Raw genomic sequence first — 16,810 nt, 5'->3', positions numbered from 1 at the left:
TGAGCCATTTAAATAGGCATGTTAGGCAATGAGGAAGCAGGAGACCAAGTGTCTGAGCAGGAGCTCGAGGTAACCGAGACGGGGCTGGAAGAATCCCCGGACGTCACGGCAGAAGCCGGTGAAGAGTCCGAGGTTGAGTCCTCCACGCCCGAATTCGACGACGCCGCCTCCGACGATGCAGAAGCCGCCGAAGGCGACGCTTCAGACGCTGACGGGGAAGACGAGCCCGCCGACGCCCTTGCCGCCGCGGCAGCAACCGCAGCCGTGGACCCCGCAGAGGAGTTCAAGGCCAAGCTGCGCCGCCAGGAAGGTGACTGGTACGTCATCCACTCCTACGCCGGTTACGAAAACCGGGTGAAGGCCAACCTTGAAACCCGCATCCAGACCCTCGACATGGAAGATTACATCTTCGAAATCCAGGTGCCCATGGAAGAAGTCGTGGAGATCAAGAACGCCCAGCGCAAGGTGATCAACCGCGTCCGCATCCCCGGCTACGTCCTGGTCCGGATGGACCTGACCGACGCTTCCTGGGGCGCCGTCCGCCACACGCCCGGCGTCACCGGCTTCGTGGGCAACGCCCACAACCCGGTCCCGCTGCGCCTGGACGAGGTCTTCTCCATGCTCGCCCCTGTCTTCGAAGAGGAGCAGGCCGAGAAGGGCAAGCCGGTCAACAAGCAGAACCAGGCTCCCGTGGCCGTCGATTTCGAGGTCGGCGAGTCCGTCATCGTCAAGGAAGGCCCCTTCGAGACCCTTCCCGCCACGATCTCCGAGATCAAGCCCGAGTCCCAGACCCTCGTGGTGCTGGTCTCCATCTTCGAGCGCGAAACGCCCGTCACCCTGGCGTTCAACCAGGTCACCAAGATCTGAGATTCCTAGAATTCGTCCCGGCGCCGCCTGCTTAGCGGCACCGGAACGGCCGGCCGCCTTGCCATGGCGGCCACAAACCTGAGGCACGCTCCTGTGCCCCAGGACGTTATTGAGAGAAGGACCCTACATTGGCTCCCAAGAAGAAGGTCACCGGCCTCATCAAGCTGCAGATCCAGGCAGGTGCCGCCAACCCGGCCCCGCCGATCGGTCCTGCGCTTGGCCAGCACGGTGTCAACATCATGGAATTCTGCAAGGCGTACAACGCTGCGACGGAAGCCCAGCGCGGAAACGTCATCCCCGTGGAAATCACGGTCTACGAGGACCGTTCCTTCACGTTCATCACCAAGACCCCGCCGGCTGCAGAACTCATCAAGAAGGCTGCAGGCGTCGCCAAGGGTTCAGCAACCCCGCACACCGTCAAGGTTGCCAAGCTGACCCAGGCCCAGGTCAACGAGATCGCCTCCACCAAGATGGAAGACCTCAACGCCACCAGCCTCGAAGGCGCAGCGAAGATCATCGCCGGCACCGCCCGCTCCATGGGTATCACCGTCGAGGGCTAGTAGCCCTTTCCGCTGTCCAGCGTCAGGGTAATTGACGACAACGGGCGGCACCGCCGGGACACCGGCACCAAACAATTGAAATGTTGGTCATCCGGGCCGGATAACGAACCGGATCACCGACTGTGGCAGGGCCCAGCGCGGTCCGCAGACCACAACTGCACAAGGAGAAATAAGCAGCATGGCAAAGCGCAGCAAAGCATATGAGGCAGCAGCCGCCAAGATCGACGCGGAGAAGCACTACGCACCGTTCGAGGCAGTAACGCTGGCCAAGGACACCAACCCGTCCAAGTTCGACGCCACCGTTGAGGTTGCTTTCCGCCTCGGCGTCGACCCCCGCAAGGCTGACCAGATGGTCCGCGGCACCGTCAACCTGCCCCACGGCACCGGTAAGACCGCCCGCGTCCTGGTCTTCGCCACGGGCGACAAGGCTGAAGCTGCAATCGCAGCCGGCGCCGACTTCGTTGGCTCCGACGACCTGATCGAAAAGATCGCCGCCGGCTGGACCGACTTCGACGCCGCCGTTGCCACCCCTGACCTCATGGGCAAGGTTGGCCGCCTCGGTAAGGTCCTGGGTCCGCGTAACCTGATGCCGAACCCGAAGACGGGCACCGTGACCCCCGACGTCACCAAGGCCGTCAACGACATCAAGGGTGGAAAGATCGACTTCCGCGTCGACAAGCACTCCAACCTGCACTTCATCATCGGCAAGGTTTCCTTCGATGCCGTGAAGCTGGCTGAGAACTACGCAGCGGCACTGGAAGAGGTCCTTCGCCTCAAGCCGTCCGCTTCCAAGGGCCGCTACATCCAGAAGGCCACCGTGGCCACCACGTTCGGCCCGGGCATCTCCGTTGACCCCAACGTCACCAAGGTGCTCACCGACGCATAGTCGTTGACAGAAGTTCCTGCACCGGATTGATTCCGGCGCAACCGAAGACCGTCCCGCGCATAAGCGCCGGGACGGTCTTCTTCTTTGTCCGCCCTCTTTGCCTATGCTGGCTGCATGGACCGCCCGCTGGTGCCGGTGTCGCTGATCCAGCAGGACACTTTGGTGGCGGAGGAGCACCGCGGCCACCAGCTGGGCATGCTGGTCAAGGCGGCCAACCTCCGCCGCGCCCAGGAAACGTGGCCCCTGGCCGCGCTCGGTCCTGACATGGAATGCCAGCGAAAACCAGCATATGCTGGCGATAAATACCGCACTTGGATTCAGGCCTGCTGGCCATGAAGGTGAGTGGCAGAAACGGCTGGGATGATACCCGAATGGCAATAGACGTAAAGATCGAGCAGCTATGGATCCCCGACTCACTGGACACCCCCGACGCAGCGGACTTCCTCGCCGCCGTCGAAGTGGGCCGCAAGGTGCGGATGCAAACGTGGGGCAGCGACGACCTCGCCTACGGTCCGCTGGAGAAGCTGCTCGAGTTCGCGGACCCCTATGAGCGCCAGCTGATCCTCGTGGCCAAAGTGGACGGCGTCATCGTCGGAACGGTCGACATTGCGCTGCCGCTGACAGACCACCTGGACCTCGCCGAGCTCACCTTGGACATCCTGCCCGAGTTTCAGCGGCAGGGCGTGGGCCGGCGGCTCCTCGAGGCCGCCGAACAGCTGGCCAGGGGGGAAGGCCGCACCATGATCCTGGTGGACACCAACCATCCCGGCGCATCCCTGCACGAGTTTGAAAAAGCCCAGCTGGTCCCCGGCTCCGGCCAGGGGTTCGTGCCGCTGGAAAGCCGCGAAGTGGAGTTCGCCCAGAAGACCGGATACACGCTTCAGCACATTGAACAGTTCAGTTCCTGCCTGCTGCCCCTGGATACCAAGCTCGTGGCCGACCTCCAGGCAGAGGCCGATGAAGCGAACAATGGACGGTACCGGCTGCACCACTGGACCGACCGCTGCCCGGAACGCTGGCTGGAGGCCGTTGCCGTGCTGGAAAACCAGGCGGGGGCAGAACTTGACCCGTCGCTGGACGCGCCCGTTGAGCAGGAGATGGTGTTCGACGGCGGTCTGTTGCGGGAAGCGGAGGACGTCGCCATCGCGCAGGGCCGCAGAACGGTGGTCACCGCCGTCGAGCACATCGCCACGGGAGCGCTGGTGGGCCTGACCACCATCACGGTGCTGGCGCACCGCGCCGACGTCGTGTTCCAGGACGATACCCTGGTGCTGCAGGAACACCGCGGCAACAAACTGGGCCTGCTGATCAAGGTGGCCAACATGGAGCGGCTCAGTGAGCAGTTCCCGGACGCGCGCATCATTTACACCTGGAACGCCCCGGAGAACCGCTACCTTCTGACCGTCAACCGGCAACTCGGATTCCAAACGGCCGGCGTGACCGGGATCTGGCAAAAAGAGCTTCCCACGCTGCGTACCAGCACCAGCTGAGTGCCCGATTTGGTGGAGGGGCAACGCCTCGCGTAAGCTGGGAGTACCAAAGACCGTCGGTTGTTGGAAATCCACTCTCCTGAACATGGCTCAACTCTGTAGTTGTGCGCTGGAGACCACAGTGGCTTTCCGGACGAAGGACCCTCAACGCAGGGCGGCCAGCGCAGGTGAACGAAGCAAAGTTCCACGGTACAGCCGTGTTGAGCCAAGCCCCGTGCATCTGCGCGGGGCGTTTTTAGTTTTAGCTCTCTTGAGCGGGGACCGTCGAATACCGGCACTATCCCCGGAAGGAGGGTTATGGCAACGCCTACCAAGGTTTCAGCAGTAGCTGAGATCACTAACGATTTCAAGGAATCGAACGCCGCTGTCCTGACCGAATACCGCGGGCTCACCGTTGCACAGCTCAAGCAGCTGCGTGTTTCTCTCGGCCAGGACACCAAGTTCGCGGTCGTCAAGAACACCCTGACCGCCATTGCAGCCAAGGAAGCCGGCGTCGAAGCATTCGACGGCCAGCTTGCCGGCCCCACTGCAATCGCGTTCATCAAGGGTGACGCAGTTGCCGCTGCCAAGAGCCTGACGGATTTTGCCAAGGCCAACAAGCAGCTGGTCATCAAGACCGGTTACTTCGAGGGCAAGGCGCTGGACGCCACCGAGGTTGCCGCACTTGCTGCCCTCGAGTCCCGTGAGCTGCAGCTCGCCAAGGTTGCAGGTGTCCTCAAGGCCCCCGCTGCCGCAGCCGCACGCATCATCGACGCACTGCGCCTCAAGCTTGAAGAAGAGAACGGTGCACCGGCAGCTGCCGAAGCGCCCGCCGCTGAAGAAGCCCCTGCCGCTGAAGCTGAAGCTGCCGCTGAAGCTCCCGCTGCCGAAGAGAACTAATTCTCTTACCCCCACCAGACTCCGGTGCCCGTCCGGCCACGCGCCGTTCGGACACCACAACAGGAAGGACGCCTACCATGGCGAAGCTCAGCAACGAAGAGCTCATTGAAGCTTTCAAGGAACTGACCATCATCGAGCTCTCCGAGTTCGTCAAGCTCTTCGAAGAGACCTTCGAAGTTACCGCCGCTGCTGTTGCAGTTGCTGGCCCCGCCGGCGCTGCTGCTGAAGAGGTTGAAGAGAAGACTGACTTCGACGTCGTCCTCGAAGCTGCCGGTGACAAGAAGATCGCAGTCATCAAGGAAGTTCGCGCCATCACCTCCCTCGGCCTCAAGGAAGCCAAGGACCTGGTTGACAGCGCACCGAAGGCTGTTCTCGAAGGCGCCACCAAGGAAGCTGCCGAGAAGGCCAAGGAGCAGCTCGAGGCTGCAGGCGCCACCGTTACCCTCAAGTAACAACGCCTTTTCCTTCGGAAACCCCGTCCACTTCGGTGGGCGGGGTTTCCTGCTTTTAACGGCTTTCGTGCTTTCGCAGGTGCTCTCGCTTTAGGCGGGGTCGCTGATGTCCGCTACGACGGCGTCCAATGCTTGGGTCAGGGCGTCGGCGTCGACGAAGGCGCTGTAGCCATGGGCGCCGGCTCCCATGGAGATCCGGCGTCCGGTGATGGTGGCGTCGGCATAGACCGGCCAGGAAATGGTGCTCCCCAACGGTGTGATGGTGCCCCGTTCGTAACCGGTGGCCTCCAGGGCGGTGTCCGCGGGCGGGAGGGACAGCTTGTTGACTCCCACCAGGGCCCGGAGCTTGGGCCAGGAGATCTGCCGGTCGCCCGGGATCAGGGCGAACAGGAAGGTGCCGTCCTTGTGCTTGACCACCAGGGACTTGACGATGTCAGCCGGGCTGATGCCCAGGATGCCCGCGGCCTCTTCGAGGCTTTTCGCCGCGGGGCGCTCCACCACCTCAACCTGCAGGCCGCGGGCCGCGGCGTCGGCCAGGAAGCGTTCCCGTCCGACGCCGTCCGTCCCGTTTCGGGTTGGGGCCGCCATCAGTCGCGGTAGAGCAGGAGGGCTTCGCCCTGCCCGCCCCCGCCGCAGAGGGATACCGCAGCTTTGCCCGTTCCGCGCCGTTTCAGCTCATGGGCGGCGTGGGCCGCCAGCCGTGCTCCCGATGCCCCAATGGGGTGCCCCAGTGCGATGGCTCCGCCGTGGATGTTGCACTTCTCCAAGGAGTAGTCCAGGTCCTTGAGGGACTGCACGGCCACGGAGCCAAAGGCCTCGTTGATCTCGATGAAATCCAGGTCCGCAGTGCTCCACCCGGCCTTGCCCAGGGCGTTCATGATGGCGTTTGAAGGCTGGGAATGCAGGGAGTTGTCAGGGCCTGCCACCTGCCCCGACTTTCCCACTACGGCCAGGTACTCCAGCCCGTGCTCCTCCGCATAGCCGCGGGATGCGAGCACCAGGGCGGCTGCGCCGTCGGACAAGGGAGAGGAGTTGCCGGCGGTGATGGTCCCGTCGGTAACAAAGGCAGCCCGCAGGCCCGCCAGTGACTCCACCGACGTATTGGGGCGGACCCCTTCATCGGTATCCACCACCAAGGGCTCACCTTTACGCTGCTTGACGCTGATAGGTGCGATCTCGCCGTCGAATGTTCCGTTCTTTGCCGCCAGCGCCGCGCGCTGGTGGGACTGGGCCGCAACATTGTCCTGGGAGGTGCGGTCGATGCCCAGCGTGAGGTTGCGGGTCTCGGTGGACAGGCCCATGGACTCTCCGTCAAAGGCGTCGGTCAGCCCGTCGTGGGCGGCAGCGTCCAGCGCCTGGATGGAGCCGTACGTCCACCCCTGGCGGGAACCCGGGAGCAGGTGCGGCGCGCGGCTCATGGATTCCTGGCCGCCTGCCACCACCACGGCGGCCTCGCCGGCGCGGATCATCCGCGCGGCGTCGATCACCGCAGTCAGGCCGGACAGGCACACCTTGTTGACCGTCACCGAGGGAACGTTCCATCCGATGCCGGCGCCGACGGCGCTCTGCCGCGCGGGATTCTGCCCCGCACCTGCCTGCAGCACCTGGCCCATGATCACGGCCTCCACGTCACCGGCGTCCACGCCGCTGGATTCCAGGGCGGCCCTGATGGCGTGGGCGCCGAGGTCCACTGCTGTGAGGCTGGAGAGTTGGCCGTTGATCCGGCCCTGCGGAGTCCGCGCTGCCCCAAGGATGACAACGTCATTGCTGTCAGGAGAGTTGCCCATGGTTTTCACTTTCAATCCGGTTCCGGTGTTGCCACCAAGGCTATCGTGAGCCTGGTCACCCATCTATTCAAACGCTGAAACCGCTATGTGCATTCCTGAGGGCGGGGGAGAGGTCCCCACCGCCGCGGTTAGGCACGACGGCGGCCGCTTGCGTAGGGTGGACGGCGAGGCTTTGCAGGGGAGCGCTTTGCAGGGGGACACAAGGTCCGCGGCCGGGACGGACGGAGCGAAAACGTGAAGAAGACGTGTACCGCAGGGGTCGTCGCGGCCACGGCCGCACTGACAGGCGGCGTGCTGGCCAGCTGCTCGGTGTCCACGCCGGCACCGGCAGAATCGATCGAGACGACGGCGTCCCCGCCGTCAACCCGGGACGCCGCCGGCAGCAGCCCCGCGGCCGGCGGCGGCGCCGCAAGCCAGGGCGCCAAGGCAGCCGGAACCCGGGAAGCCTGCGAACTCTTCAACAAACTCGTGGTGGATTACGCCGCAGTTTCACCCACCGACTCCAAGGGCTATGAGGACGTCTACCTGAAGGCCCAGGACGCCAAGGACAGGGTCACCGGGGATCTGCAGGGCCTGTTCGCCTCCCTGGGCCTGCTGGCCATCCACCATTCAGCCACTGCGGAGTCCGGCGGCAAGCCGGCCCGGGAATCCCAGGACGCGGTCCGGGACGCTGTCTTCGCAAACTCCGCGGCCTGCACGGCCGAGGGTGTAACGCTGCGGCTCTAGCAGGCGAAAGCGCAGGAGCCGGGAGGCTGCTGCGGAAGTCCCCGAAATCAAGTGCTTGCAATCCGGCCGGAAGTGGGGTAGACACGTAGGTTGTTTTGCCGTATCGTAGATATTTGCGTCTTCCCTGTTTACCTTCAGCCTTCATATAGCGGTGGGCTTTGCCTGGCAGCTGGCAATCAACGTGCCGTAACAACGGTCACAGCATAGTCAGTTCAGGCCCCGGGTCATATAGCGGAACCGGATGGTAGCGCTGCGGAGTCACTCCGCAGGGTGCACAGCGGGGGAGATCTGAAAACGCCTGAAGGTCTGTGGAAGGATCCCTCTTGGTCGCCTCGAGCACCTCTAATAACGAAACCGCTAACACTGCCGACAGCACTGATGGTGCCACTCGCCGGCTCTCATTCGCAAAGATTCACGAACCTCTTGACGTTCCGAATCTGCTTGCCCTGCAGACGGACAGCTTTGACTGGCTGGTCGGCAACGAGCGCTGGCAGGCACGCGTGGCAAAGGCTGTCGAAGAAAACGATCTCAGCGTCGCCACCACGTCCGGCCTGTCGGACATCTTCGAAGAGATCTCCCCGATCGAGGATTTCCAGGGCACCATGTCCCTGAGCTTCTCCGATCCGGAGTTCGCTGACCCCAAGTACACCATGGCCGAGTGCAAGGACCGGGACGCAACGTACTCGGCTCCGCTGTACGTCAAGGCCGAGTTCATGAACAACAACACGGGCGAAATCAAGCAGCAGACCGTGTTCATGGGTGACTTCCCGCTGATGACCGAGAAGGGCACCTTCGTCGTCAACGGCACCGAGCGTGTCGTCGTCTCCCAGCTGGTCCGTTCGCCGGGCGCCTACTTCGAGCGCGCCGCCGACAAGACCAGCGACAAGGACATCTTCACGGCGAAGATCATCCCGTCCCGCGGTGCCTGGTTCGAGCTCGAGATCGACAAGCGTGACCAGGTCGGTGTCCGCCTCGACCGCAAGCGCAAGCAGTCCGTCACCGTGCTGCTGAAGGCCCTCGGCTGGACCGAAGGCCAGATCCTCGAAGAGTTCGGCCAGTACGACTCCATGCGGGCAACCCTGGAGAAGGACGCCACCGAAACCCGCGAAGACGCCCTGCTGGACATCTACCGCAAGCTGCGTCCGGGCGAGCCGCCCACCGTCGAGGCTGCCCAGTCCCTGTTGGACAACCTGTACTTCAACTCCAAGCGCTACGATCTGGCCAAGGTTGGCCGTTACAAGATCAACCGCAAGCTGGGCATCGACCGCTCCCTTGGCGACAAGGAAGCCTCAGTCCTGCACGTTGAAGACATCGTGGCCATGATCAAGTTCCTCGTCGCGCTGCACGCCGGCGAGAAGACCATCAAGGGCACCCGCGATGGCCAGGAAGTGGACCTGCGCGTCGAGATCGACGACATCGACCACTTCGGCAACCGCCGCATCCGCGCCGTCGGCGAGCTCATCGAGAACCAGGTCCGCACCGGCCTGTCCCGCATGGAGCGCGTTGTCCGCGAGCGTATGACCACCCAGGACGTCGAGGCCATCACGCCGCAGACCCTGATCAACATCCGCCCCGTGGTTGCAGCCATCAAGGAGTTCTTCGGAACCTCCCAGCTGTCGCAGTTCATGGACCAGAACAACCCGCTCTCGGGCCTGACCCACAAGCGCCGCCTGTCGGCCCTTGGCCCGGGTGGTCTGTCCCGTGACCGTGCCGGCATGGAAGTCCGTGACGTGCACCCGTCCCACTACGGACGTATGTGCCCCATCGAAACCCCTGAAGGCCCCAACATTGGTCTGATCGGTTCGCTGGCATCCTACGGACGCATCAACCCGTTCGGCTTCATCGAGACCCCGTACCGCCTGGTCAAGGACGGCGTCGTGTCCGACGACGTCCAGTACCTCACGGCCGACGACGAGGCTGAGGTCCTGATCGCCCAGGCCAACGCGCCGCTGGACGAGAACAACAAGTTCGCTGAAGACACCGTCCTGGTGCGTGCACGTGGTGGTGGAGGCGAGCCCGTCCTCGTTCCCGCTGCGGATGTCGAGTTCATGGACGTCTCCCCGCGCCAGATGGTGTCCGTGGCTACCGCCCTGATCCCGTTCCTGGAGCACGACGACGCCAACCGCGCACTCATGGGTGCCAACATGCAGCGCCAGGCTGTGCCGCTGGTCCGTTCCGAGGCTCCGTTCGTGGGCACCGGCATGGAGCGCGCCGCCGCCGTCGACGCCGGTGACGTTGTCATCGCCAAGAAGGCCGGTGTGGTCACCGAGGTTTCCGCCGAGCTCGTCATCATGCTCAACGACGATGGCACCGAGACCAACTACCGCATCAACAAGTTCGCCCGCTCCAACCAGGGCAACTGCTACAACCACCGCGTCCTGGTGAACGAAGGCCAGCGCCTGGAAGTTGGCGGCATCATCGCCGACGGCCCGGCAACGGACCAGGGTGAACTCGCACTGGGCAAGAACCTGCTCGTGGCATTCATGTCATGGGAAGGCCACAACTTCGAGGACGCCATCATCCTCTCGCAGCGCATCGTTGCCGAGGACGTCCTTTCCTCCATCCACATTGAGGAGCACGAGATCGATGCCCGCGACACCAAGCTTGGTGCCGAGGAAATCACCCGTGACATCCCCAACGTGTCCGAGGAAGTCCTGGCCGGCCTGGACGAGCGCGGCATCATCCACATCGGTGCCGAGGTTGAAGCAGGGGACATCCTGGTTGGAAAGGTCACCCCGAAGGGTGAAACCGAACTGACCCCGGAAGAGCGCCTGCTGCGCGCCATCTTCGGCGAGAAGTCCCGCGAAGTCCGCGACACCTCCCTGAAGGTGCCCCACGGCGAGTCCGGCACCGTTATCGGCGTGCGCGTCTTCGACCGCGACAACGACGACGAGCTGCCCCCGGGCGTGAACCAGTTGGTCCGCGTCTACGTGGCCGCCAAGCGCAAGATCACCGACGGCGACAAGCTCGCCGGCCGCCACGGCAACAAGGGTGTTATCTCCAAGATCCTCCCCGTCGAGGACATGCCCTTCCTTGCCGACGGCACCCCCGTTGACATCGTCCTGAACCCGCTGGGTGTTCCGGGCCGTATGAACGTGGGCCAGGTGCTCGAAACCCACCTTGGCTGGGTTGCCAAGACCGGTTGGAAGATCGAAGGCGAGCCCGAGTGGGTCAAGCAGCTGCCGAACCTGCCGCGCGAGAGTGGTCCCACCACTGTTGCAACGCCGGTGTTCGACGGTGCCCGCGAAGAGGAAATCACGGGCCTGCTGGACTCCACCAACGTGACCCGCGATGGTGAGCGCCTGATCAACTCCTCCGGCAAGACCCGCCTGTTTGACGGCCGCTCCGGCGAGCCGTTCCCGGATCCGATCTCGGTCGGCTACATGTACATCCTGAAGCTCCACCACCTGGTGGACGACAAGATCCACGCACGCTCCACCGGCCCGTACTCCATGATCACCCAGCAGCCGCTGGGTGGTAAGGCACAGTTCGGTGGCCAGCGCTTCGGTGAAATGGAAGTGTGGGCGCTCGAAGCATACGGCGCCGCCTACACCCTCCAGGAACTCCTCACGATCAAGTCGGATGACATCCACGGCCGTGTGAAGGTCTACGAAGCGATCGTCAAGGGCGAGAACATCCCCGAGCCGGGCGTTCCCGAATCCTTCAAGGTCTTGATCAAGGAAATGCAGTCGCTGTGCCTGAACGTGGAAGTACTTTCCACGGACGGAACCACAATTGAAATGCGTGACTCTGATGACGCAGTCTTCACGGCTGCGGAGGAACTGGGCATCGATCTGTCTCGTGCAGAGCCCAGCTCCGTAGAAGAGGTCTAGCAGGCGGTTGACGACGGCGGGTGACCACCCGCCGTCGTACGCCCCCTCCCTCATCCCGCACCTAAGACTTCAGAATTTAGAGAACAAGAGAGAACAGGGACCATATGTCCAGCGAATCCTCCTTCGGCCTCATGCAGATCGGCCTCGCCACCGCGGAAGACATCCGCGGCTGGTCGTACGGCGAGGTTAAGAAGCCGGAAACCATCAACTACCGCACGCTCAAGCCCGAGAAGGACGGCCTCTTCTGCGAGAAGATCTTCGGCCCGTCCCGGGACTGGGAATGCTACTGCGGCAAGTACAAGCGCGTGCGCTTCAAGGGCATTATCTGTGAGCGTTGTGGCGTTGAAGTCACCCGCGCCAAGGTCCGCCGTGAGCGCATGGGCCACATCGAGCTGGCCGCCCCCGTTACGCACATCTGGTACTTCAAGGGTGTTCCGTCCCGCCTGGGCTACCTCCTTGACCTGGCTCCGAAGGACCTCGAAAAGGTCATCTACTTCGCTGCCTACATGATCACCAGCGTCGACGAGGCTGCCCGCCACGAGGAACTGCCCAACCTGCAGGTTGAGCACGACATCGAGAAGAAGCAGCTGATCGACAACCGCGACGGCGACATCGCCGCGATCGCCCGCGACCTCGAAGGCGAAATCGCACGCCTCGAGGGCGAAGGCGCCAAGGCTGCCGACAAGAAGAAGGCCCGCGACTCCGCTGACCGCCAGATGGCCAACGTCCGCAAGCGTGCGGACGCCGACATCGAGCGCCTCGAGCAGGTCTGGGACCGCTTCAAGAACCTCAAGGTCGCCGACCTCGAAGGTGACGAAGGCCTGTACCGCGAACTGCGCGACCGCTACGGCATGTACTTCGAAGGCTCCATGGGTGCCGAAGCCATCAAGAAGCGCCTTGAGAACTTCGACATGCAGGCCGAGTCCGACCTGCTGCGCGACATCATCGCCAACGGCAAGGGCCAGCGCAAGACCCGCGCCCTCAAGCGCCTGAAGGTGGTCAACGCGTTCCTGACCACCAACAACAGCCCGCTTGGCATGGTCCTCGACGCCGTCCCGGTGATCCCGCCGGAACTGCGCCCCATGGTCCAGCTGGACGGTGGCCGCTTCGCGACCTCCGACCTCAACGACCTGTACCGCCGCGTGATCAACCGCAACAACCGCCTCAAGCGCCTGCTTGACCTGGGTGCTCCGGAGATCATCGTCAACAACGAGAAGCGCATGCTTCAGGAAGCTGTTGACAGCCTCTTCGACAACGGCCGCCGCGGCCGCCCGGTCACCGGACCGGGCAACCGTCCGCTGAAGTCCCTGAGCGACATGCTCAAGGGCAAGCAGGGCCGTTTCCGCCAGAACCTCCTCGGCAAGCGCGTCGACTACTCCGGCCGTTCGGTCATCGTCGTCGGCCCGCAGCTGAAGCTGCACCAGTGCGGCCTGCCCAAGCAGATGGCCCTGGAGCTCTTCAAGCCGTTCGTGATGAAGCGCCTGGTTGACCTCAACCACGCCCAGAACATCAAGTCGGCCAAGCGCATGGTTGAGCGCTACCGTCCGCAGGTCTGGGACGTGCTGGAAGAGATCATCACCGAACACCCGGTGCTGCTCAACCGTGCACCTACCCTGCACCGCCTCGGCATCCAGGCGTTCGAGCCGCAGCTTGTTGAAGGCAAGGCAATCCAGCTCCACCCGCTGGTTTGTGGCGCCTTCAACGCCGACTTCGACGGCGACCAGATGGCAGTGCACCTGCCGCTGAGCCCCGAGGCGCAGGCTGAGGCCCGCATCCTGATGCTGTCCTCGAACAACATCCTGAAGCCCTCTGACGGACGTCCGGTTACCCTGCCCTCGCAGGATATGATCATCGGCCTCTACCACCTGACCACCAAGCGTGTCGGTTCAGCCGGCGAAGGCCGGATCTTCGGTTCGGTTTCGGAAGCCATCATGGCGTTCGATGCCCGCGAGCTGCACCTGAACTCGCAGGTCAAGATCCGCCTCGAAGGCTTTGTGCCCTACGCCGGCTGGGAAGCTCCGGAAGGCTGGGAGCCGGGGCAGCCCGCTCTCGTCCAGACCTCCCTGGGCCAGGTCCTCTTCAACGAGACCCTGCCCGAGGACTACCCCTGGGTTGAGGCTGTTGCCGACAAGGGCGAACTGTCCCGCATCGTCAACGACCTCGCGGAGCGCTACCCGAAGGTTGTCACGGCGGCAACGCTGGACAACCTGAAGGATGCCGGTTTCTACTGGGCCACCCGCTCGGGCGTCACCGTCGCCATCTCCGACATCGAGGTTCCGGCTGCAAAGCCGCAGATCCTCGCCGGTTACGAGGAGCGCGCTGCCAAGATCCAGGGCCAGTACGACAAGGGCCTGATCGATGACGACGAGCGCCGCCAGGAGCTGATCGAGATCTGGAACAAGGCCACTAACGACATCGCCTCGGTGATGCGTGAAAGCCTGTCCCCGATGAACACCATCAACCGCATGGTGTCCTCCGGTGCACGTGGTAACTGGATGCAGGTCCGCCAGATCGCGGGTATCCGTGGCCTGGTGGCCAACCCGAAGGGTGAGATCATCCCGCGCCCCATCAAGTCCTCCTACCGTGAGGGCCTGTCGGTGCTGGAATACTTCATCGCCACGCACGGTGCCCGTAAGGGCCTGGCCGATACCGCCCTGCGTACCGCCAACTCGGGTTACCTGACCCGTCGTCTGGTGGACGTCTCGCAGGACGTCATCGTCCGTGAAGAGGACTGCGGCACCGAGCGCGGCCTGGTCACGCCCATCGCCGTCGCCGACTCCAACGGTGAGCTCGTCCTGGACGAGAACGTCGAGAACAGCGCCTACGCACGGACGCTGGCCGTCGACGTCGTGGACTCCGAGGGCAACGTCCTCGCAGCCGCCGGCACCGACTGCGGCGACGTCGTTATCGACGAGCTCTTCAAGGCAGGCATCACCGAGGTCAAGGTCCGCTCCGTACTCACCTGTGAGTCCAGCGTCGGCACCTGCGCCCTGTGCTACGGCCGTTCGCTGGCCACCGGCAAGACCGTGGACATCGGCGAGGCCGTGGGCATCATCGCCGCACAGTCCATCGGTGAGCCCGGTACCCAGCTGACCATGCGTACGTTCCACACCGGTGGTGCTGTTTCCGCCGGCGGTGGCGACGACATCACCCAGGGTCTGCCCCGTATCCAGGAGCTCTTCGAAGCCCGTACTCCGAAGGGTGTTGCCCCGATTGCTGAAGCAGCCGGCCGCATCGCCATTGAAGAGTCCGAGCGCCAGATGCGCCTGGTCATCACCCCTGATGACGGAACGGAAGAGATCGCCTACCCGGTCCTGCGCCGTTCACGCCTGCTGATCGAAGACGGCGACCACGTCTCCGTTGGCCAGAAGCTGATCAACGGCCCGGTGGACCCCAAGCAGGTCCTGCGCATCATGGGCCCGCGTGCGGCACAGAAGTTCCTGGTGGACGAGGTCCAGGGCGTGTACCGCAGCCAGGGCATCGGTATCCACGACAAGCACGTCGAGGTTATCGTCCGCCAGATGCTGCGCCGCGTCACGGTCATCGAGTCCGGCGAATCGGACCTGCTGCCCGGCGAGCTCGCCGAGCGCAGCCGCTTCGAGGATGCCAACCGCCGCGTTGTGTCCGAGGGCAAGACTCCGGCTTCCGGACGTCCTGAGCTCATGGGCATCACCAAGGCGTCGCTGGCCACCGAGTCCTGGCTGTCCGCAGCTTCCTTCCAGGAGACCACCCGCGTCCTGACGCAGGCGGCCATGGAAGGCAAGAGCGATCCGCTGCTGGGCCTGAAGGAAAACGTCATCATCGGTAAGCTGATCCCGGCCGGCACGGGCCTCCCGCGCTACACCGAGGTCACCGTGGAGCCCACTGAGGAAGCAAAGGCCAACCTGTTCACCGGCCCCAGCGCATTCAGTGACTTCTCGTACGACACCCTGGGCGGTGACGGAGCTCCCGAGTTCCACGCCATCCCGCTGGATGACTACGACCTGGGCAACGACTTCCGGTAACCGCATCCGGTAGAGCCGTACAAAGGGATGGTCCCGCACCGAAAGGTGGGGGACCATCCCCGTTTAACCATCGACTGCTCCGTAGTTGTCGTTGTGGTCGCCCAGAACGACAACTACGGAGCAATCGATCGGGGGAGTGGGCTCCGATTAAGGCATGGAGCCCGTCCATGCTAGACTTGTTACCAATTGTTATTGTGGCAGTGGATGAGAGCGCCGGTTTCAGCTGAAAGGCTGGGCCTGAGCGACGTTTCCGGTTTGCAGGGTTCTTGTGCAACGTATGCCACATTTTTGCATGCCTAGGGACTTGTCCGACGCCAGTCGCCCCCGGGAATGCGATCCGACTATTAAGGCTTCGCCTTCGCCGCCCTGGAGATCTTCTTCAAGGCCCGGGCGGCGGGGCAACGCAACAGGAGAGTGGCCGGAAACAGCCACTCCGGAAAAACGGAGAACACGAGAGTGCCTACGATTAACCAGCTGGTCCGCAAGGGCCGCACGCCTAAGGTCAAAAAGACCAAGGCTCCCGCGCTGAACGGCAGCCCCATGCGCCGCGGTGTCTGCACCCGCGTCTACACCACCACCCCGAAGAAGCCGAACTCGGCTCTGCGTAAGGTGGCCCGTGTGCGCCTCAACGGCGGCGTGGAAGTTACCGCCTACATCCCCGGTGTTGGCCACAACCTGCAGGAGCACTCCATTGTGCTCGTTCGCGGTGGTCGTGTGAAGGACCTCCCGGGTGTCCGCTACAAGATCGTCCGTGGCGCCCTCGATACCCAGGGTGTGAAGAACCGTAAGCAGGCCCGCAGCCGCTACGGCGCAAAGATGGAGAAGAAGTAATATGCCTCGCAAGGGTCCGGCCCCCAAGCGGCCGCTCGTTTCGGATCCGGTATACGGTTCCCCGCTGGTAACCCAGCTCATCAACAAGGTTCTCGTTGACGGCAAGAAGTCCACGGCAGAGCGCATCGTCTATGGTGCACTCGAAGGCGCACGCGCCAAGTCCGGCGGCGACCCCGTTGCAGCCCTGAAGAAGGCCATGGACAACGTCAAGCCTTCGCTTGAGGTCCGCTCCCGCCGCGTCGGTGGCGCCACCTACCAGGTTCCGGTTGAGGTCAAGCCGGGCCGCTCCACCGCACTCGCCCTGCGCTGGCTGGTTGGCTACTCCAAGGCCCGCCGTGAAAAGACCATGACCGAGCGCCTCCAGAACGAAATCCTGGATGCCTCCAACGGTCTCGGTGCCGCTGTGAAGCGTCGCGAAGACACCCACAAGATGGCCGAGTCCAACAAGGCCTTCGCACACTACCGCTGGTAATACTCCCCGGACGCCGCCGGCTC

The 16,810-nt window shown here is 63.7% G+C and carries 13 protein-coding genes and 1 pseudogene; 12 read left to right on the top strand and 2 right to left on the bottom strand.

Annotation, left to right across the window (positions count from 1 at the left end; translation table 11 throughout):
* Positions 1–48: 48 nt before the first annotated feature.
* The 7 genes and pseudogenes from nusG (at position 49) to rplL (ending at position 5,134) form a co-directional block, all read left to right on the top strand.
* Positions 49–867, top strand: coding sequence for a transcription termination/antitermination protein NusG (nusG, locus tag FBY33_RS19440; protein ID WP_056334217.1), 819 nt, complete (start codon positions 49–51; stop codon positions 865–867).
* 128 nt (positions 868–995) lie between these two features.
* Positions 996–1,427: a 50S ribosomal protein L11 gene (rplK, locus tag FBY33_RS19435; protein WP_003803853.1), complete on the top strand. Its 432-nt coding sequence runs from the start codon at positions 996–998 to the stop codon at positions 1,425–1,427.
* A gap of 178 nt (positions 1,428–1,605) precedes the next feature.
* Positions 1,606–2,313: a 50S ribosomal protein L1 gene (rplA, locus tag FBY33_RS19430; protein ID WP_056334219.1), complete on the top strand. Its 708-nt coding sequence runs from the start codon at positions 1,606–1,608 to the stop codon at positions 2,311–2,313.
* Positions 2,314–2,451: 138 nt separating this feature from the next.
* Positions 2,452–2,677, top strand: a pseudogene (locus tag FBY33_RS19425) (GNAT family N-acetyltransferase); the annotation flags it as partial.
* A 7-nt stretch (positions 2,678–2,684) separates the two neighbouring features.
* Positions 2,685–3,803, top strand: a complete 1,119-nt coding sequence (locus FBY33_RS19420) for a GNAT family N-acetyltransferase (RefSeq protein ID WP_142032026.1) — start codon at positions 2,685–2,687, stop codon at positions 3,801–3,803.
* A 297-nt stretch (positions 3,804–4,100) separates the two neighbouring features.
* Positions 4,101–4,682 (top strand): 50S ribosomal protein L10, encoded by a 582-nt coding sequence (rplJ, locus tag FBY33_RS19415; RefSeq protein ID WP_018769122.1) that lies wholly within the window; start codon positions 4,101–4,103, stop codon positions 4,680–4,682.
* 77 nt (positions 4,683–4,759) lie between these two features.
* Positions 4,760–5,134, top strand: a complete 375-nt coding sequence (gene rplL / locus FBY33_RS19410) for a 50S ribosomal protein L7/L12 (protein WP_139029946.1) — start codon at positions 4,760–4,762, stop codon at positions 5,132–5,134.
* Positions 5,135–5,224: 90 nt separating this feature from the next.
* Here the strand turns inward: rplL and FBY33_RS19405 are convergent, their stop codons facing one another.
* Positions 5,225–5,722 carry an aminoacyl-tRNA deacylase gene (locus tag FBY33_RS19405; protein WP_142032024.1) on the bottom strand — a complete coding sequence of 166 codons (498 nt, stop codon included), beginning with the start codon at positions 5,720–5,722 and terminating at the stop codon, positions 5,225–5,227.
* Positions 5,722–6,921, bottom strand: a complete 1,200-nt coding sequence (locus FBY33_RS19400; protein WP_142032022.1) for an acetyl-CoA C-acetyltransferase — start codon at positions 6,919–6,921, stop codon at positions 5,722–5,724. Before FBY33_RS19400 ends, FBY33_RS19405 begins: the two co-directional genes overlap by 1 nt.
* A gap of 234 nt (positions 6,922–7,155) precedes the next feature.
* Here FBY33_RS19400 and FBY33_RS19395 point away from each other — a divergent pair, with 234 nt between their 5' ends.
* The 5 genes from FBY33_RS19395 (at position 7,156) to rpsG (ending at position 16,787) form a co-directional block, all read left to right on the top strand.
* Positions 7,156–7,647 carry a hypothetical protein gene (locus tag FBY33_RS19395; protein WP_235010615.1) on the top strand — a complete coding sequence of 164 codons (492 nt, stop codon included), beginning with the start codon at positions 7,156–7,158 and terminating at the stop codon, positions 7,645–7,647.
* Positions 7,648–7,970: 323 nt separating this feature from the next.
* A complete protein-coding gene (rpoB, locus tag FBY33_RS19390; RefSeq protein ID WP_018769127.1) occupies positions 7,971–11,480 on the top strand; it encodes a DNA-directed RNA polymerase subunit beta in 3,510 nt (1,169 codons plus the stop codon).
* A gap of 104 nt (positions 11,481–11,584) precedes the next feature.
* Positions 11,585–15,484, top strand: coding sequence for a DNA-directed RNA polymerase subunit beta' (locus tag FBY33_RS19385; RefSeq protein ID WP_142032020.1), 3,900 nt, complete (start codon positions 11,585–11,587; stop codon positions 15,482–15,484).
* A gap of 456 nt (positions 15,485–15,940) precedes the next feature.
* Entirely contained in the window at positions 15,941–16,315 is a 375-nt protein-coding gene (gene rpsL, locus FBY33_RS19380; RefSeq protein ID WP_011692814.1) for a 30S ribosomal protein S12, read from the top strand.
* A 1-nt stretch (position 16,316) separates the two neighbouring features.
* Positions 16,317–16,787: a 30S ribosomal protein S7 gene (gene rpsG, locus FBY33_RS19375; protein WP_003803829.1), complete on the top strand. Its 471-nt coding sequence runs from the start codon at positions 16,317–16,319 to the stop codon at positions 16,785–16,787.
* The last annotated feature ends 23 nt before the right edge of the window (positions 16,788–16,810 follow it).

The sequence above is a fragment of the Arthrobacter sp. SLBN-112 genome, assembly GCF_006715225.1.
Lineage (GTDB): Bacteria > Actinomycetota > Actinomycetes > Actinomycetales > Micrococcaceae > Arthrobacter.
The sequence above is the reverse complement of the archived record's forward strand: the minus strand, read 5'-3'. Positions and strand labels throughout refer to the sequence as shown.